This window comes from Nonlabens sp. (genome assembly GCF_965657255.1).
Taxonomy (GTDB): domain Bacteria; phylum Bacteroidota; class Bacteroidia; order Flavobacteriales; family Flavobacteriaceae; genus Nonlabens.
The window spans coordinates 60,974-79,151 of record NZ_CBFHNM010000010.1 but is presented as its reverse complement, the minus strand read 5'-3'; the positions used below and the strand labels follow the sequence as shown (position 1 = coordinate 79,151).

At 34.8% G+C, this 18,178-nt stretch carries 15 protein-coding genes and 2 pseudogenes; 9 read left to right on the top strand and 8 right to left on the bottom strand.

The features are described 5' to 3' along the window. Positions 1-62: 62 nt before the first annotated feature. The 3 genes and pseudogenes from ACTF54_RS11505 to clpB all read right to left on the bottom strand — a co-directional run bounded on the left by ACTF54_RS11505 (position 63) and on the right by clpB (position 3,942). Positions 63-878: pseudogene (locus ACTF54_RS11505) on the bottom strand (glutamate synthase-related protein). 9 nt (positions 879-887) lie between these two features. Continuing rightward, a complete protein-coding gene (locus ACTF54_RS11500) occupies positions 888-1,226 on the bottom strand; it encodes a hypothetical protein (protein ID WP_438969392.1) in 339 nt (112 codons plus the stop codon). 109 nt (positions 1,227-1,335) lie between these two features. Beyond that, positions 1,336-3,942, bottom strand: coding sequence for an ATP-dependent chaperone ClpB (gene clpB, locus ACTF54_RS11495; protein WP_438969391.1), 2,607 nt, complete (start codon positions 3,940-3,942; stop codon positions 1,336-1,338). Positions 3,943-4,170: 228 nt separating this feature from the next. Between clpB and ytxJ the strand changes: the two genes are divergently transcribed. From ytxJ to katG, 5 genes are all read left to right on the top strand, one after another. After that, the gene (gene ytxJ, locus ACTF54_RS11490; RefSeq protein ID WP_438969390.1) at positions 4,171-4,569 is read left to right on the top strand and encodes a bacillithiol system redox-active protein YtxJ; all 399 of its coding nucleotides are present in this window, start codon (positions 4,171-4,173) and stop codon (positions 4,567-4,569) included. A 3-nt stretch (positions 4,570-4,572) separates the two neighbouring features. Further along, on the top strand, positions 4,573-5,397 hold the full coding sequence (locus tag ACTF54_RS11485) for a M48 family metallopeptidase (protein WP_347197683.1): 825 nt from the start codon (positions 4,573-4,575) through the stop codon (positions 5,395-5,397). A gap of 49 nt (positions 5,398-5,446) precedes the next feature. Continuing rightward, the gene (locus ACTF54_RS11480) at positions 5,447-6,787 is read left to right on the top strand and encodes an MFS transporter (protein ID WP_438969389.1); all 1,341 of its coding nucleotides are present in this window, start codon (positions 5,447-5,449) and stop codon (positions 6,785-6,787) included. A gap of 10 nt (positions 6,788-6,797) precedes the next feature. Next, on the top strand, positions 6,798-7,691 hold the full coding sequence (locus ACTF54_RS11475; protein WP_438969388.1) for a DUF6252 family protein: 894 nt from the start codon (positions 6,798-6,800) through the stop codon (positions 7,689-7,691). 252 nt (positions 7,692-7,943) lie between these two features. Continuing rightward, the gene (gene katG / locus ACTF54_RS11470) at positions 7,944-10,181 is read left to right on the top strand and encodes a catalase/peroxidase HPI (protein WP_347197680.1); all 2,238 of its coding nucleotides are present in this window, start codon (positions 7,944-7,946) and stop codon (positions 10,179-10,181) included. 156 nt (positions 10,182-10,337) lie between these two features. Here katG and ACTF54_RS11465 read toward each other — a convergent pair. The 5 genes and pseudogenes from ACTF54_RS11465 to rlmH form a co-directional block, all read right to left on the bottom strand. Then, a pseudogene (locus tag ACTF54_RS11465) lies at positions 10,338-10,493 on the bottom strand (IS256 family transposase); the annotation flags it as partial. 458 nt (positions 10,494-10,951) lie between these two features. Continuing rightward, the gene (locus ACTF54_RS11460) at positions 10,952-11,353 is read right to left on the bottom strand and encodes a thiol-disulfide oxidoreductase DCC family protein (protein ID WP_438969387.1); all 402 of its coding nucleotides are present in this window, start codon (positions 11,351-11,353) and stop codon (positions 10,952-10,954) included. Next, on the bottom strand, positions 11,353-13,536 hold the full coding sequence (locus tag ACTF54_RS11455; protein WP_347197678.1) for an endonuclease MutS2: 2,184 nt from the start codon (positions 13,534-13,536) through the stop codon (positions 11,353-11,355). Before ACTF54_RS11455 ends, ACTF54_RS11460 begins: the two co-directional genes overlap by 1 nt. Before the next feature lie 296 nt (positions 13,537-13,832). Beyond that, positions 13,833-14,669, bottom strand: a complete 837-nt coding sequence (locus ACTF54_RS11450) for a DUF6671 family protein (RefSeq protein WP_438969386.1) — start codon at positions 14,667-14,669, stop codon at positions 13,833-13,835. Between the two features lie 32 nt (positions 14,670-14,701). Then, a complete protein-coding gene (gene rlmH / locus ACTF54_RS11445) occupies positions 14,702-15,175 on the bottom strand; it encodes a 23S rRNA (pseudouridine(1915)-N(3))-methyltransferase RlmH (RefSeq protein WP_438969385.1) in 474 nt (157 codons plus the stop codon). A gap of 119 nt (positions 15,176-15,294) precedes the next feature. Here rlmH and nadC point away from each other — a divergent pair, with 119 nt between their 5' ends. The 4 genes from nadC to ACTF54_RS11425 all read left to right on the top strand — a co-directional run bounded on the left by nadC (position 15,295) and on the right by ACTF54_RS11425 (position 18,170). Then, complete coding sequence (nadC, locus tag ACTF54_RS11440; protein ID WP_438969384.1) at positions 15,295-16,161, top strand: carboxylating nicotinate-nucleotide diphosphorylase; 867 nt, start codon at positions 15,295-15,297, stop codon at positions 16,159-16,161. Next, positions 16,154-17,086, top strand: a complete 933-nt coding sequence (locus ACTF54_RS11435) for a YihY/virulence factor BrkB family protein (protein WP_347197674.1) — start codon at positions 16,154-16,156, stop codon at positions 17,084-17,086. The genes nadC and ACTF54_RS11435 overlap by 8 nt, the downstream gene beginning before the upstream one ends. Positions 17,087-17,112: 26 nt before the next feature. Next, on the top strand, positions 17,113-17,676 hold the full coding sequence (locus tag ACTF54_RS11430; protein ID WP_347197673.1) for a chalcone isomerase family protein: 564 nt from the start codon (positions 17,113-17,115) through the stop codon (positions 17,674-17,676). Positions 17,677-17,744: 68 nt separating this feature from the next. Then, entirely contained in the window at positions 17,745-18,170 is a 426-nt protein-coding gene (locus ACTF54_RS11425; protein ID WP_438969383.1) for a DUF2147 domain-containing protein, read from the top strand. Positions 18,171-18,178: the final 8 nt, after the last annotated feature.

The window sequence follows — 18,178 nt, the reverse complement described above, 5'->3', positions numbered from 1 at the left end:
GTTGATAAAACCGAACGCTCAAAAATAAGCTGTTATTTTAAATGAGTCCAAGAATTAGGAAATCATTTTCCGCCCAGATGCAAACAATTTTTCAATTCTTGCATGCTTTGAAAAGGTACTGGTGTTTTTTGATACTTGTAAGTATGTTACAGTGTTTGGGTCATGTTGCTATCGCCTACACTTACGTCCACGTCACGCATATCAAACTGGCATGGATGCCCATATCCAGCAACGTGTGTTATTTCAAGTAATTCCTTATTAAACTTCTTAAAATAGCTTGCAAGTCTGTCTGCTTTTTCTGGTACAACAATACCTCGTTGTAACCATTTATTTTGTGTGGCAATACCAGTAGGACATGTATTATTATGACATGCCTGTGCTTGTATACAGCCTATAGAAATTATTGCTTCTCTTGCTACATTGATAACATCTGCTCCCATATAAAATGCTATGGCCGCTTTTGCTGGAAAGCCTAATTTACCAGAAGCAATAAAAACGATGTCTTGTGTCATTTCTCGTTTCTGAAAAATTTGATACAAATCCTTAAAACCATAAAACCATGGTAGGGAAACATGAACTCCAAAAATAGGTGGTGCGTCACCAGCTCTTCCTTCACCACCATCAACGGTGATAAAATCTGGTCCTTTTCCAGTAGCTTTCATAATATCTGCCAGTTCTTCTCGATTGTTTGCAACGATATATTGACGCAATTCTGGTCCTATACTTTCTAACCAATATCTGATGTGTCCAACTACAGGAAAGTTTCTTAGTATTATATGTTTCTTATTAAAAATATCATAGAGCGCAACGATGACTATAAAAGCTAATACATACCAATACCAAACGACACCAGTTATAAATTCCCAAATTTGTTCCATGAATGTAAGTTATAAATCAAAAACAATCACTTTCTTATCTGCTCGTTCTGTTAGATATGCTACTCTTGCTTTCTGCTTTTCAAGTAACTTAACTTTTGCTTCTAGCTCTATACTTTTCTGTTCAGATGTATTAAACATGCTTACAATCGATAAGTTTTTCCAAACAAAGGCACTATATTTACGTAGCCATGTGGTAATTGTTGATCTAGTTTGAATACTATATTTAAAGTGAGCATGCAATCTATCGAGTTGTCCTGATTCGATTTCTTCTACTACTTGTAGCTTAAAAGAAAGCGAATAGTCCTTTTGGGTATGTTTTATATAACTAATGTTTGTAGGTGTTTCCATTACACTTAGATTTTAATGTATCGCTATTTTAGGACGTGACCGCTTTCAAAAATAATAAAGCCATTACAAACATTTTTGTAATGGCTTTATGGCATTAAAAATATATGATTTAAACTTCAAAACTGTTGGTTTGATTCCTGAACACTAGGTTATTTTCAAAAGAATCTATTAACACTATACTATCAGTTGTTATCTTACCAGATAAGATTTGTTTAGACAGTTCATTGAGAACTTCTTTTTGTATAACTCGTTTTACTGGTCTAGCACCATATTGAGGATCATAACCTTTTACTGCTAGGAGTTGAATAGCTTCTTTTGTAGCATCTATAACAATACCTTGTTGGGCTAGTAATTTTGTAACACCTTTAAATTGTAGTCCTACTATTTGTTGAATCTCCATCTGTGTCAATGGAGTGAACATTACGATGTCATCTATACGGTTGATAAACTCTGGTCTAACACGTTGCTTTAATACGGTAAGTACCTCTTTTTTAGTTTGATCAATTAAATCTTCTGTAACAACTTTTGTTTTTTCAAATCGCTCTTGGATCATTTCTGCGCCCATATTTGAAGTCATGATGATGATGGTATTTTTAAAGTCTGCTATACGTCCTTTGTTATCTGTCAATCTTCCTTCATCAAGAACTTGAAGCAATATATTGAAAGTATCTGGATGTGCTTTTTCAATTTCGTCCAGTAATACGACAGAATAAGGTTTTCTTCTTACCGCTTCTGTAAGTTGGCCACCTTCATCATAACCTACATATCCTGGAGGCGCTCCTACTAATCTACTTACGCTATGACGTTCTTGATATTCACTCATATCAATACGTGTCATCGAGTTTTCATCATTAAACAGGTATTCTGCCAGAGCTTTTGCAAGTTCTGTTTTACCAACGCCTGTTGTTCCTAAGAACAGAAATGATCCTACCGGTTTCTTTTGATCTTGTAGACCAGCGCGACTTCTTCTTACTGCATCACTTACTGCTTGAATAGCCTCACTTTGCCCAACAACACGATCGTGCAGTTCATCTTCTAGTTTTAAAAGTTTTTCTCGCTCGCTTTGAAGCATTTTAGTAACAGGTATTCCTGTCCATTTTGCAACCACTTCGGCAATATCGTCATAGGTAACTTCTTCTTGAATTAAGTTATTGCTATTATCGCTAGCTTCCATCGCAGCTTGAAGTCGATCTAACTCTTCTTGGGCTTGTTTTATTTTTCCATAACGCAGCTCTGCCACTTTTCCATAATCACCATCACGCTCGGCACGTTCTGCTTCTAATCTAAAGTTCTCAATGTTTGTCTTTGCGTTTTGAATATTGTCAACAACACTTTTTTCGTTTTCCCATTGTGCATTTAATTCGTTGCGAGATTCTTTCAGGTTGGCTAGTTCTGACCGTAGGCTTTTGAGTTTGTTTTCATCATTTTCTCGTTTAATTGCTTCATGTTCGATTTCTAACTGCATGATTTTGCGATCCAGCACATCCAGTTCTTCAGGTTTTGAATTAATTTCCATACGCAACTTTGCAGCAGCTTCATCCATTAAGTCTATTGCTTTATCTGGTAGGAATCTATTGGTGATGTATCGTTGTGATAACTCTACAGCACCTATAATGGCATCATCTTTAATTTGAACTTTATGATGCGTTTCATATTTATCTTTAATACCACGTAAAATAGAGATAGCACTTTCTGTATCTGGCTCATCAACCAGTACACGTTGGAAACGTCTTTCTAGCGCTTTATCTTTTTCAAAATACTTTTGATATTCATCTAAAGTGGTTGCACCTATGGCACGCAGTTCACCTCTTGCTAAGGCTGGTTTTAGGATATTTGCTGCATCCATTGCGCCCTGTCCACCACCAGCGCCTACTAGTGTGTGAATCTCGTCTATAAATAGAACAATGTCTCCAGAACTTGTTGTCACTTCTTTAATAACTGCTTTTAAACGTTCTTCAAATTCTCCTTTATATTTTGCACCGGCAATAAGTGCTCCCATGTCTAGAGAAAAGATTTGTTTGTCTTTTAAATTATCAGGTACATCACCACCGACTATACGATGCGCAAGACCTTCAGCAATTGCGGTTTTACCTACACCAGGTTCACCTACTAGCATTGGGTTATTTTTAGTACGTCTGGATAGAATTTGAAGAATACGTCTTATTTCTTCATCACGTCCTATTACAGGATCAAGTTTGCCTTGATCTGCAAGTAAATTTAAATTCTTAGCATATTTATTTAAACTATTGTAGGTCTCTTCTGCACTTTGAGAATCTACTTTATTTCCATTTCTTAATTCTTCTATAGCTGTTTCTAGATTTTTCTTAGAAATGCCCTGATCTTTTAATATTTGTGCTGTTTTTGATGTACCGTCAAAAATGGAAAGTAAAATATGTTCAATGCTTACATATTCATCTTCCATTTTTGTGGCTAGACTCATTGCACTATTTAAAACACGGTTGGTCTCTCTAGATAATTGCATCTCGCCACCTTCCACTTTAGGTAAAGAGATGATTTGGCTTTTAATAAGTTGTACAATCAACTCTAGATGAACACCTAATTTTTTAAACAAAAACGGCAATACGTTTTCATCTACGATTGTGATCGCAAGGAAAAGGTGTGCATTTTCAATTTGCTGCTGTCCATGCTCTTGAACCAGTTGCTGTGCTTGTTGCAAAGCCTCTTGTGATTTTATAGTTAATTTATTGAGATTCATAGTTTTTCTTATTTGAACAGAGTTAGTCAAATGTTATTCCTTTTACAAAAATTGACATTTAGACAGATTTTTATTACATTTTAACAGACATTGTGACGTGTTTGTAAAAGCATTATGATTTTATTATAGAAAACAGCTTAAATTTGTATTTTAGTATTGGGTAATTAAAGGTTACTATTTTTATACCGCTTTCGCGAAAGCGTAACTCAGAAAAAGATTATGGGATTTATGGATAAGCTGTTTAAATCGCAGCGCAATATTGCAAAGGAAGAGTTGACAGGAATTCAATGGGATCCTTTAGAATCAATAGGTCAATTAGAAAATGTAATTAACAATTCTGAAATCAAGCCTAAAGTTATTTTTAAGCACAGTACTCGCTGCGGTATATCGAGAATGGTGCTCAACCAATTTGAAAGAGGTTATGAACAAAATGATGATGATGTCACTTTTTACTTTTTAGACTTACTTAATCATAGAGATGTAAGTAATGCGGTTGCAGAAAAATTGAATGTGACCCATCAATCACCACAAGTTATCGTATTATATAACAGAGAAATTCTACACATTGAATCTCATCAGGGGATTGATATCAAAAAGGTTCAAGAAATAGTTGCCAATAAAAAGTAATTTATGAATAACAGTAAATATATTTTTTTTGCCTTAGTGTTCGTTTTGTTTTCTTGCAAGACAAATGTGTTGACAGGTAAACGAACCTTAAATTTTGTACCAGATAGTACCTTGTTTCCTATGGCTTTTAATCAGTACGATCAATTTCTTAATGAAAATAAAGTGATTACTGATTCTAAAGATGCTGAAATGATTACTAGAGTAGGTCAGAAAATAAAAACGGCGGCTCAACGATGGTTAAACGCTATAGGTGAAGAGCAATACCTTGCTAATTATCAATGGGAATATAAGTTAGTAGATGATCCTACGGTTAATGCCTGGTGCATGCCTGGTGGTAAGATTGTTTTTTATACTGGTATTTTACCTATTTGCAAGGATGAAACAGGTGTAGCTATTGTAATGGGACATGAGGTAGCGCATGCACTGGCAAATCATGGTGCGCAACGTATGAGTGGCTCTCAATTACAGTCAATAGTAGGTACCGGCGTTGCATTAGGAAGTCAGGTAGCAGGTGTAGATCAAGGAACACAACAAATTATCAATCAGGCATATGGTATTGGTTCTCAAGTCGGTGTGATGTTGCCATTTTCTAGGTCTCATGAAACTGAAGCAGATAAGATAGGTCTTTACCTTGCTGCAATCGCAGGTTATAATCCAGATGAAGGAGCTGCATTATGGGGACGCATGAAAGCCAATAGTGGTGGAGAAGCGCCACCAGAATTCATGAGTACGCACCCTTCAAATGACAGCCGTATTGCTAATCTGAAAGAACTTGCCCCTAAGGCAAGAGCAGAAGCTGCAAAATATGGAGTGACTTCTTTCAAATAAGAGTTTTAAAATACATACTTTTAAAGGGTTCTTAACGAACCCTTTTTTTATGAAAAAAATTCTACCACGTGGTTCCTATAAGCTATTAAATGCTTGGGCATTTTATGATTGGGCTAACTCTGTTTATTCTTTAGTAATCAACAGTGCTATATTTCCTATTTTTTATGCAGCAGTTAGTATAGAAGCTTTTGAAAAAGGCAATGTGCCAGATCTGCTTAAAGATGTAAATAATGAATCCATCATCATAATTACTACTGCTATTGCATTTTTAATCGTAAGCATATTATCTCCTATACTTTCTGGTATCGCAGATTACTCTGGACAGAAAAAACGTTTTCTTCAATTCTTTTGTTATTTAGGTGCTTTAAGTTGCATTGGTTTATCGATGTTTAGCTTTGATTATTTATGGATCAGCTTATTGATTTATATGCTTGCTTTAATAGGGTTTTGGGGCAGTTTGGTATTTTACAATTCTTATTTACCAGACATCGCTTTTCCAGAGCAGCAAGATAAAATAAGTGCTAAAGGCTTTTCAATGGGTTACATAGGAAGTGTTTTACTACTTGTTATATGTTTAGCATTATTAAAAGGTGGATTTTATCCAGAAGATGGGCTCTATCCTAACAATTTGTATCTGAAATTTACACCAGTTCAGGTCTCTTTTATTCTCGTAGGCGTCTGGTGGATGGGATTTGCCCAATACACTTATGCCTATTTGCCACTAGGTACTAAAAAGGATAGGAGCGATGTAAAAAACATTTTCACCAATGGCTTTCAAGAATTAAAAAAAATCTGGAAAAACCTTTCAGAAAACTTACAAATGAAACGTTACTTAGGTGCTTTTTTTATCTACAGTATGGCAGTTCAAACGGTGATGCTAGTCGCTACTTATTTCGGTACTGAAGAAGTAGCATGGGAGGAAGATGGTTCTACAATGGGATTAATTACTAGTATATTGTTAATTCAAATAGTCGCTATAATAGGAGCTTGGTTGGCAAGTTTGCTTTCGCGAAAAATAGGCAACATTAAAACCCTAATCATTATAAATATACTTTGGGTGATGATTTGTATCTATGGTTATTTTGTAGTTACTCCAATGCAGTTTTATATAACAGCAGCATGTGTAGGATTTGTAATGGGCTCTATCCAGTCCTTATCAAGAAGTACCTATTCTAAAATGATCCCTAATGGTAATCCAGATACAGCATCGTATTTTAGTTTTTATGATGTAGCAGAGAAAATAGGTATTGTTATAGGAATGCTTATTTTTGCCATTGTTGGAGAAGTTAGTGGTTCTATGCGAGAACCTATTCTCTTTTTAGTAGTATTTTTTATTATCGGAGTAATCCTGTTATACAGGGTACCCAAACTCAAAGAACAATTAGACTAAAAATAAAATTATGATATTTAAAAGAATAATCGCTTTATTATGTTTCAGTGCTTTAGTGCTATCATGTACAACAGATATTGAACCATTGGACCCTAGTTTAAATCCTAATCTAAATGGCGGTGGTAATGAAAATAATGGAAATGCTATTTTTACAGCAGATATTGATGGAACATTTAACGATTTTTCATCTTCGATCATAGCAGAACAAAGTCAGGACGGTCTGTCTATTGGTACTTTAGGTAATCCTACTTTAGTCATTCAGATATTTAATCCTAGTGTTGGAAGTTTTACTGTTGATGCCGCAAATACAAATACAGGAGCTATTTTACTTTATTCATCTGGAACTAATAGTCTTTATGTACCAGCAAGCGGAACGGTTACTATTACAGCATACGACAGTACAAATAGAACAGTAACAGGTACCTTTAATGGTATAATGCAAGATGTAGGAGGAGTAGATCCAGATGTGGTAATAACAAACGGAGTTTTTGAAAATATTACTTTTACCGAAGCAATGGCAACTGATATGGCTTCTGCAACCGTAAATGGGAACATGTTTGTAGCAAACCTTTTTGCAACTGCTGAATCAGGAAATTCTATTGGGGTAACATTTAGCAATAGTGTAAATGAAGAAATAGGATTGACCTTTCCTTTAGACATTACTCCAGGGACTTATACTATTGAAGCTTTCGGATCGGGAGCAATGTATTTAGGAACTTATTCTAATGATAATGTAAATAATGGTAGTACGCATAGATCTGTTGCTGGTTCAGGAGATTTAGTGATCACAGATGTTACCGCAGGTGTAATTACAGGAACTTTTAATTTTACTGCAGTAGACCCTGCAGATATGAGTAGTTCTTTTGATATAACAAACGGATCCTTTATTATGGATATAAACTAAAACATTAATTGATTTTGAAAAAAGCTCTAACAATTTTGTTAGAGCTTTTTTTTGAACACAACTCAAATAAATTATTGTAATTAGAAGTTTTAATGTAAATGATCTACGTGATTGTAGTAATAGTTAAAAACTTTGAATAATATTTTACAATAGATTATGTTTATAGTTTCCTAATGTTTATCGTTTAGATAATCGTCCTTTTGAAATTAAAATAAAATATCTTTGAGAAGTTTCAACTTTAAAACAATAATTATGAGCGCTCAAAACACCAAAGCATTTGATTTAAACAATTCTCAAGCGGCATCAAAATGTCCTTTTATGGGAGGTTCTCCATCAAAGACAGCAGGACAAGGAACTACTAATCGTGATTGGTGGCCCAATGAGCTTAAATTAAATATACTCAGGCAAAATGCTTTAAAGTCTGATCCTATGAATTCTGATTTTAATTATGCCGAAGCTTTTAAAAGTCTTGATTTAAACGCGCTTAAAAAAGACCTCACTTATCTAATGACAGATTCTCAAGATTGGTGGCCAGCAGATTATGGCCATTATGGAGGATTTTTTGTAAGAATGGCATGGCACAGTGCAGGGACTTATAGAATAGGTGATGGTCGTGGTGGTGCTTGTAGCGGTTCGCAAAGATTTGCACCATTAAATAGCTGGCCAGATAATGGAAATCTAGATAAGGCTAGGTTGTTATTATGGCCTATTAAAAAGAAGTACGGTAATAAAATATCTTGGGCAGATTTGATGATTCTTACTGGTAATATAGCGATGGAATCCATGGGACTCAAAAAATTAGGGTTTGCTGGTGGACGTGAAGATGTTTGGGAACCAGAACAGGATATTTATTGGGGTAGTGAGACAGAATGGGGCGCTAATGATGAGCGTTATTCTGAAGGTGATTTAGAATCGCCACTAGGTGCTGTTATGATGGGATGGATTTATGTGAATCCAGAAGGGCCTAATGGAGTACCAGATCCTATGGGGTCTGCAGCTAATATAAGAGAAACTTTTGGACGTATGGCAATGAACGATTATGAAACTGTGGCTTTAGTTGCTGGAGGACATACATTTGGTAAAGCTCATGGAGCTGCAAATCCAGACGAATTTGTAGGAACTGAACCTGCAGGCGCAAAAATTGAAGAAATGAGTATGGGATGGAAAAATTCATTTGAGTCAGGTAAAGGAGATCATACCATCACGAGTGGTATTGAAGGAGCTTGGACTCCTCATCCAGATCGTTGGGATCACGATTACTTTAGAGTACTATTTGATTATGAATGGGAACTGACTAAAAGTCCAGCAGGTGCACATCAATGGAAACCTACTGCTGCTTCAAATGCAGATCAAGCACCTATGGCTGGTGATGCTAGTAAGAAGCAAAATTTGATGATGACTACAGCAGATATTGCTCTTAAGACCGATCCTGAATATTTGAAAATTTCAAAACATTTTAGAGATAATCCTGAGGAATTTGAAGACGCTTTTGCAAAAGCGTGGTATAAATTAACACATAGAGATATGGGACCTATTTCCAGATATTTAGGTCCAGATGTTCCAGAGAAGGAAGAGCTATGGCAAGATCCTATTCCAGTTGTTTCTTATGAATTGGTTAATGATACGGATGTAGACAGTTTGAAAAATTCTATTTTAAATTCTGGATTATCAATTCAAGAAATGATATCTACAGCTTGGGCAAGCGCGTCAACGTTTAGAGGATCGGACAAAAGAGGTGGCGCTAATGGTGGTAGAATACGCTTAGCACCACAAAATCAGTGGGAAGCAAATAATCCAAAGCAATTGTCTAAGGTTCTAAATGCTCTTCACAATATTCAAAATAACTTCAATGAATCTCAATCAGGAAACAAACAAGTTTCTATGGCAGATCTGATAGTTCTTGCTGGTAACGTAGGTGTAGAGAAAGCAGCAAAAGACGCTGGTAAAATTATCAATATACCTTTTCATGCTGGTAGAGCAGACGCTACTCAAGAACAAACAGATATAGATTCTTTTGGTTATTTAGAACCACGTGCTGACGGTTTTAGAAATTATATCAAGAGCAACGAAAGAATTGCTGGAGAAAATTTCTTAATAGATAGAGCAAACCTTTTAACCTTATCAATTCCAGAAATGTCTGTTCTGGTTGCTGGTTTAAGAGCAATGGATACAAATTATGATGGCTCACATTATGGTGTGTTTACAGATAAACCGGGACAACTAACAAATGACTACTTTATTAATGTACTTGATTTATCCACAACATGGAAAGCAAAATCTAGTTCAGAATTACTATTTGAAGGTTTTGACCGTAGGACTGGTGAAAAAAAATGGGAAGGTACTAGAGTAGATCTTATTTTTGGTTCTAATACAGAATTAAGAGCTATTGCAGAAGTGTATGCCTCAAATGATGCCAAGGATAAATTTGTAAATGATTTTGCAAAAGCATGGACTAAAGTCATGAATTTAGATCGTTTTGATTTGAAATAACTTTTTGTAGATGGAAAAGTATAAAAATCCTCAATTCAATAATCTGTATCGGTTATTTAGGACTAGACAAACTTTTGATATTATTCTTTACATTTTTTGAACACTATCTCGTAAAGTATGTAAGTAAAAACAGCTTGGGTTTGACTTTAAATTAATTTATAGTTGATTCCTTTCTTTATAAATGGTCAGTAACTGATTGAGTACAATACCTCTGTTTCTGATAAGCATAGACCATTTTTTAGTCGCTTCCCTTACTGCATAATATACAGATTTCATAACGGCATTATCTGTTGGAAATGATAATTTAATTTTATAAATAGTTGCAAAAGAATCACAATCAGTAAGCTGTTCATCGTTATTATCAAATATGGTAAAGGTTTGCGGTACATACTTCAGATCCTCATCGCTTTTATACAAAGTAGAAGTTGCTATCTCAGCTTCAGAAGGATTTAATATTTATTCTTGAACGTGAGATGTATTTATAAGTGAATCTGTGTCAGTAGGGATTAAAGACTTTGAAATTAGAGAATCTATATTGTTTTCTTCAAGTGGTTGAGACTCCTGCTTTATGGGCATTACAGATGTTGACTTTTTGATGATTCTGTTAGTCCTTTAATAAGATGTTTTTTGAGAACGTAGAAATTCAATAAAAACAAACAGGCGCTTGTGTAAAGCACGAATGTCAAAAGAATAGACTTGAAATGTTTCAAAAAGTAAATTTGGGCTAAATATACTTCCTAAGTGCTAAAGAATTAACATTTTAATCTTTTCTATAAAAACTTTGATTTTAATTCTGGTGTAGGGATCATACAGCTCTCTTTTTTACCGAACCACTTATAACGATTTCTAGCTATGAAATCGTACACCACGTTAGTTAGAAATTTTGGTACTATAATTAACGAGTAGAGTAGTGGCCATAAACCGCTTAAGTGTTTTGAGATGCGTAATGCTGCTTCCGCTTTCGCGAAAGCGGTATCACCACTTACTAATACGATCGAATCTATCTTATTAGGATCAATACCGTGTTTATCAAGGAGTTTTTGACCTATTTCACTTTCTATGGCTGCAAAACGAAATCGATCCTTTTTATCGCGCTTAATAATGAACAAAATGGCACCGTTGCAAAGATTACAAACTCCGTCAAAAAGCACTATTTCATGTTTCTGTTGCATTATTTTCCCACTTTTTCTAATTGATCTGGTGAAGCAATTGTGGTGAAAATACCATAGTTAACAGTAATTTTCCCCTTTTCTATATAATCTATAGTTCCTACAGATCGAGAGCCTATAAGACGTACTCTATCTTTAAGTTTATAAACTGTTTCTACTTTAGGCTCTTCTTCTTTAACTAGAGCAACTTTTGCCTTTATTTTTTCAGTTCTAATTTTTTGAACCTTTTGAATCACCTCATTTTCAACCTGTTTTTGTTTCCCTTTTTCTGCTTTATCTTTTTTAGGGTTGGCCGTTTTTTTCTTTTCTTTTGGTTTGCGCTTTACATTTTCTGTAATGACTAATTTCATTACCTCATCTAGTAAAAGCTTTTTCTTTTTATTCTTATCAAAATTAGCGGCGAGGCTATCCAACTTTTTACCTAATTGTATAAAACGCTGGTAACCATCATAAAGTTCTTGAAAATCTTGAAGTTTTTGATGTACTCTTTCTTGAGTATCTTCAAGCTTTGTGGCTCTTTGTGTCGCCTTGACTTCTTTATCTCGTAGACTATCATTATTACGTCGCAATGCAGATCGCTCTTTTTGTAAAGCAGCAATAGATTTATCAAAACGTATTTTACCTTTTTCTACTTTCTTTTTTGCCTTATTAATTAAAGAATATGGAATACCGTTTTTTTGAGCTACTTCAAAAGTGAACGAACTTCCAGCCTCACCTAATTGAAGTTGATAAATAGGTTCTAAAGATCGAGAATCAAATAGCATATTTGCATTAGTCATCTCTGGCGTTTCATTAGCGAGCATCTTTAAATTAGTATAATGCGTCGTTATTATACCGTAAGATTTACGTTCGTTAAGTTCTTCTAGCATACTTTCTGCTAGCGCGCCACCTAGTTCTGGATCAGATCCTGTACCGAATTCATCAATCAGAAATAGGGTCTTATCATTAGCTATTTTTAAGAAACCGCGCATGTTTTTTAATCGATAACTATACGTGCTTAAATGATTGTCAATACTTTGATTATCACCTATGTCTGTTAAAACGTGATCAAAAATACAGATCCTACTTTTTTCATGAACAGGTATCAACATACCCGTTTGAATCATCAATTGTAGAAGACCTATTGTTTTTAAAGTAATAGATTTACCACCAGCATTAGGACCAGAAATTACGATAATCCGATTGTCAGGAGCAAGTCTTATCGTTTGTGGATAGGTTTTTTCTCCACGTTCATTGTTGGCAACCCATAGTAAAGGATGATAAGCGTCTACTAATTCTAGTTCTTGATGATCTACCATCATAGGTAAACAACCGTTTATTTTCCGACCGTATTTTGCCTTTGCAGCAATTATATCTGTATGCGTTAAGTAATCTCTATATTCTTCAAATTCTGGAATAAACGCCCTCAAAAACTCGGTCAATTCTTTGAGAATTCTCTGGATTTCTTCCAGTTCTTCAATTTCTAGTTCTGATAGCTTTCGCGAAAGCGTCAACACGCGCTCTGGTTCAATATAGGAGATGCTTCCAGTTCTAGAGCTTCCCATCATTTTTCCTTTTACCTTGCGCCTGTACATCGCTTTTACGGCTAGCACACGACGATTTTCTACAACGCTTTCTCTTATGTCATCCAGATAATCTAACTGTCCATAATGACTAAGAGCCTGACCGAAACTACCGTTTAATTGACCACGCACGATGTTCATTTCTCTTCTTAAATTTTTGAGAAGCGGAGAAGCATCATCTTTAATCTCTCCAAAACGATCCATAACAGCATCTACCTGATTGGGAATGATATCGTTATAGGAAATGTCTTCTAGTCGTTTGTATAGTTGAGGAAAGTGCTCTTGTAACTTTTTGAAAAACTTGATGTGTTCATTAACGGTACGCGGCAAAACAGCTAGTTTTCTAATGCTGTCTTTTTCTAGTGTACTGTTTTCAATACCTAGTAATTGAAGCTCTTTCTCAATAAGATCAAAGCCGTGATTAGGAATTCTATGCTCGCTAGAGAAGGACCATAAATACTCGTTAGTATAGTCTAATTCTCTATTAATTAAGAATCTAGTAGTTAAAGGTTGCAGTTGTTTGATAGCAGTTTTACCATCTTCAGTAACGCAATAAGCGCCAGCCTGAGATAGTACCACATCAAATTCTAAGTCCTGAATCGTTTTTGTTGATATATTTTTCATAAAAGCTCTACAAAAATAAGCTAGTAAAGAATGGTAATTTGTGAATTTTACAAGAAATTAAGGAAAGAGGATCAACGAACTTGAAATTGAACTGAAAATTGAACTCGAGTTGGAATAGTAGCTATCTGATAATGGTGTTATTACTTTATTTATAAATTGTTGTTATCCAGCAGCTGATAAAGTAACCTTAAAGTTTTTGAGTGTATTATCCAGCTGCAAAATAATTTTTAAAATGAATTTGAATAAAATGTCAAATTAATGCAAAAGGCTGACCTCATAGATTAAAACAGAATGACTTAAGGATTACAAAAGTCACAGTACATAGGGTCTTCTTTTTCTTTTTTGTTGGGATATAGTTCTTCTTTAGAATAGGAGCATTGCTGACATTGAAATATATAACTAAATGTAGATTTTGTAGGTTGCCCACAAAGATCGCAAGGCAGTCCTTTTTTTACCTCGGTAATGTCAAATCCTGGCGTTTTACAATCAGGACAAGTGTTTTTGATCTTACTTATTAATTTTATAGTAGCTTGTTCAATCACATTCATCCGGCTAGGATTGTACATAGCTCTCATGTCTGTTTCTACATAAATAGAATTTGAAACTTCAATAAGATCATCAAATGCATTTTTTAGGTTATTTATATCTGTAATTCCTTTAACTACATCAGTCTTATCATTTTGAGATTTGCTTAGAATTAATGCATGAGAAGGGAATTGTGCTACCTGGGCAAATTCCATCAATTCTTTTTCGGTAGTGATTTCTTGACCATTGAAATTGGTGTCCATGCTCAATTCTCTAGCGATTATTTCTAGGTTGTTTTTTTTATCGATGAAGATTAGGAATTCATCATCTGCACTAGCAAAAAAAGCAAAAGGATGCGCCCCAAAAGAACCTTCACTAGCAATACCAAGATCACAATTACTGGCATCCATTGCCATCAAGCATTTTTGCCTTGCTGTGGAAATAGGATCTTCTTTACGTTCTATCTCGCCTGTAAATGTTCCCAGAACATCCGTATCAAAACCTTCATTTACAAAACACTTTACTTGCAATGCCTCTTCTAACAAAGGAGCTATGACACTTTCTTTTTTGTGCTGGGTTGCAATGACTAGTTTTCTACCTTCAAACATTGGATACTTTTTTAGAAATAAAACCGTATAATTTACTCATGATGATAAGGTTCATTTCTTAATATAGTAAATGCTCTGTACACCTGTTCTACAGCAAATAAGCGTACCATTTGATGTGAAAAAGTCATATCACTCAAGGATAATTTTGAGTTGGCTCTAGCATAAACACCTGGAGAAAAACCATAAGGTCCACCAATGTTAAAAACCAATCGTTTTAATCCAGAAACACTACGTTTATTGATCAAATCTGCAAATTGCATGCTGGTGTATTTTTTTCCTTTTTCGTCCAGAACAGTCACAAAGTCACTTTTCTCTAGCTTGTTAAGAATCAGTTTTCCTTCTTCATTCTTTTGTTGGTCTTCACTCAGATTTTTAGTTTTCTTTAAATCAAGTATGATCTCTAGATCAAAATTGATATAATGCCCTAATCGATCGACATACATTTGTGTGAGTTGCTCGATACGAGAATCGTCTGTTTTACCTACTGCGAGAAGTGTGATTTTCATTTGACAAATTTATAACAAATCAAAATTACTTAGTTTCTTCAATACAACGAGTAAAAGCCAGTAATCACCACGTACTTTATTTTAAGAATACCGTATTTTTGAAGATAAAATTACTATACATGGACTACAATTCTTCAGAAGCACAAAAAGAAATCAATCGTATCATTCAAAATGCATTACGAGAAGATGTAGGTGATGGAGATCACAGTAGTTTATCTTGTATTCCTAATACTGCAACTGGTAAAGCTAGATTACTGGTTAAGGACGAAGGGATTTTGGCAGGAGTAGCTTTTGCACAAGCGGTATTTAAAGCTGTAGACCCTAATTTAAAATTAGATATTAAAATAAAAGATGGAAGTCCAGTCAAATATGGTGATGAATCCTTTTATGTAACTGGTTCTTCTCAATCTATCTTGAAAGCAGAACGACTAGCTCTTAACGCAATGCAACGTATGAGTGCCATTGCTACTAAAACGAGAGCATTTGTAGATCTACTGGAAGGAACAAAAACACAAATTCTTGATACTCGTAAAACGACACCTGGAATACGTATTTTAGAAAAATGGGCGGTAGATATTGGTGGTGGCGTTAATCATAGATTTGGATTGTATGACATGATCATGTTAAAAGATAATCATATCGATTTTGCAGGAGGCGTGTCAAAAGCGATTCAAAAGACCCAAAAGTACCTTAAGGATATGAACCGCGATTTGAAAATTGTGGTCGAGGCAAGAAATATGGATGAAATTAAGGAAATCCTTACTAATGAAGGCGTTTACCGTATTCTTATCGATAATTTCAATTATGAGAATACTAGAAAAGCTGTAGAATTAATAGGTGATCAATGCCTCACAGAGAGTAGTGGTGGGATCACTCTTGATACGGCACTGAAATATGCTGAATGTGGTGTAGACTTTATTTCTAGTGGTTCTTTAACGCATAGTGTTTACAATATAGATTTGAGTCTTAAAGCCGTACATGAGTAATTTTAAGAAAACCTTGGATCGCATTCCAGTTGTTTCATGGTTTGCAGGATTAATTGATAAGTGGAAGTTACCAGGCTTTGAAGGTATGACTGCTTGGGATCTTTGGGACGCTTACTCTGTAGGTATTGTTCAAGGAGCATTTTCAGCTAGAGCTAGTGCGATTTCTTATAGCTTTTTTATGGCTGTATTTCCTTTTATACTATTCATTCTTAACTTGATACCTTTCATTAATATTGATAATTTTCAAGAAGAAGTTTTATTATTTGTAAATGATTTGTTGCCAGCACAGGCTGCTGGAGCATTTGATGATATTTTTAAAGAAATTGCTCTTCAAGAAAATACCGGTTTACTTACGGTTGCTTTTTTAACATCGTTATTCTTAATGGCAAACGGAGTTAACGCTATTTTCAATGGGTTTGAACGCAGTTATCATTCAGAATTGAATAGAGGTTTTTTCAGGCAGTATGCTGTAGCAATAGGCGTTTCCATCGTTTTAGTATTGTTCCTATTTATAGGTGTTGTTCTATCAGGTGTAGTAGAATACTGGATTGCAGTTTTAAGAGCTAGAGATTTTATGACGCAAGACTCCATGGAAATATGGTTAAAACTTATTCGATACATAACCTTGATTACCATGCTTTTCTTATTTATTTGCACTCTTTATTATACTGGAACCAAAGAAGGAAGAACAACAAAATTTTTATCCATAGGCGCTCTAGTCACGACAGTACTTATCCTTATTTTTTCTTATTTGTATGGTATTTACATCGATAATTTTTCTTCTTATAATGAGATTTATGGATCGATAGGCGCATTGCTTATATTGATGGTTTATATATGGCTTAATGCCAACCTTTTATTGTTAGGATTTGAATTAAATGCATCACTTCGTACATTAAAGGCACGGAATTTGAAAACAACTTAGTATATTTAAAATCTAAAATTTATAAAATGAAAAAATTACTTCTTGTAGCGTTAGCACTGTTAGGTACTTATTCTGCTACGGCACAAAAAACGATTAATGGTGTAACTGTTGAAAAAAGCATTACTGTCGCAAGTCAGGAATTAGTATTGAACGGCGCAGGTATGAGAGAGAAATTGTGGTATGATTTATATGTAGGCGCGTTGTACGTGACATCAAAGTCTAGCGATGGTAACCGACTGGTTGCTGCAGATGAGACAATGGCAATCACCCTTGATATTACAGATGAAGCAGTTACTCAAGAAAAAATGAAAACGGCTGTTGAAGAAGGTTTTGGCGACAGTGTTTCTAACAAAGAACGTAAGGCGATACAGTCAGAAATTAATACATTTATAGGCTTTTTCAAGGATGCTATTGTTAAAGGTGATCATTTTGAAATCGCTTATGTAAAAGGAACTGGCACAGTAGTGACTAAAAATGGTAAAAATTTAGGGACTATTAAAGGTCTTAATTTCAAAAAAGGATTATTCGGTATCTGGTTAGGAAACGATCCTGCAGATGAAGATCTTAAGGAAGGAATGTTAAATAATTAAGAGTATTCTTTTCAAATAAATAAGCAAAGCCTGTGTTTTATATACACGGGCTTTTTAATTCTGTATATATGAAGTATTTTGTTACAATTATTTTGGTGGTTATCGCTTTCGCGAAAGCGAGTTCTCAAGACATCACAGGAACATGGGAAACTATAGATGATGATACAGGAGAAGTTATGTCACATGTAGAAATTTATAAACGTGATGGAAAGGTTTATGGAAAAGTCATTAAAGTGCTAGATAAAAGTGCTCCAGAAGTTCCACTTTGTGTAGAATGTGACGGATCTCTCAAAAATGCACCTATTATAGGGTTAGAAATTATTCAAGGATTAGAGAAAAAAGGTACCGAATATAAAAATGGAACGATACTAGATCCTGAAAACGGAAAGTCTTATACCTGTAAACTTTGGTTAGCAGCTGATAATAAGGATGTGCTTATGGTACGAGGTTATGTGGCTTTCTTTTATAGAACTCAATCTTGGAAACGCTTATAAACTTAAGT

What these genes read in the sequence shown, in the direction of transcription:
- ACTF54_RS11500 (WP_438969392.1), bottom strand. Translation starts at nt 1,226, where the DNA reads ATGGAAACACCTACAAACATTAGTTATATAAAACATACCCAAAAGGAC.
- clpB (WP_438969391.1), bottom strand. Translation starts at nt 3,942, where the DNA reads ATGAATCTCAATAAATTAACTATAAAATCACAAGAGGCTTTGCAACAA.
- ytxJ (WP_438969390.1), top strand. Translation starts at nt 4,171, where the DNA reads ATGGATAAGCTGTTTAAATCGCAGCGCAATATTGCAAAGGAAGAGTTG.
- ACTF54_RS11485 (WP_347197683.1), top strand. Translation starts at nt 4,573, where the DNA reads ATGAATAACAGTAAATATATTTTTTTTGCCTTAGTGTTCGTTTTGTTT.
- ACTF54_RS11480 (WP_438969389.1), top strand. Translation starts at nt 5,447, where the DNA reads ATGAAAAAAATTCTACCACGTGGTTCCTATAAGCTATTAAATGCTTGG.
- ACTF54_RS11475 (WP_438969388.1), top strand. Translation starts at nt 6,798, where the DNA reads ATGATATTTAAAAGAATAATCGCTTTATTATGTTTCAGTGCTTTAGTG.
- katG (WP_347197680.1), top strand. Translation starts at nt 7,944, where the DNA reads ATGAGCGCTCAAAACACCAAAGCATTTGATTTAAACAATTCTCAAGCG.
- ACTF54_RS11460 (WP_438969387.1), bottom strand. Translation starts at nt 11,353, where the DNA reads ATGCAACAGAAACATGAAATAGTGCTTTTTGACGGAGTTTGTAATCTT.
- ACTF54_RS11455 (WP_347197678.1), bottom strand. Translation starts at nt 13,536, where the DNA reads ATGAAAAATATATCAACAAAAACGATTCAGGACTTAGAATTTGATGTG.
- ACTF54_RS11450 (WP_438969386.1), bottom strand. Translation starts at nt 14,669, where the DNA reads ATGTTTGAAGGTAGAAAACTAGTCATTGCAACCCAGCACAAAAAAGAA.
- rlmH (WP_438969385.1), bottom strand. Translation starts at nt 15,175, where the DNA reads ATGAAAATCACACTTCTCGCAGTAGGTAAAACAGACGATTCTCGTATC.
- nadC (WP_438969384.1), top strand. Translation starts at nt 15,295, where the DNA reads ATGGACTACAATTCTTCAGAAGCACAAAAAGAAATCAATCGTATCATT.
- ACTF54_RS11435 (WP_347197674.1), top strand. Translation starts at nt 16,154, where the DNA reads ATGAGTAATTTTAAGAAAACCTTGGATCGCATTCCAGTTGTTTCATGG.
- ACTF54_RS11430 (WP_347197673.1), top strand. Translation starts at nt 17,113, where the DNA reads ATGAAAAAATTACTTCTTGTAGCGTTAGCACTGTTAGGTACTTATTCT.
- ACTF54_RS11425 (WP_438969383.1), top strand. Translation starts at nt 17,745, where the DNA reads ATGAAGTATTTTGTTACAATTATTTTGGTGGTTATCGCTTTCGCGAAA.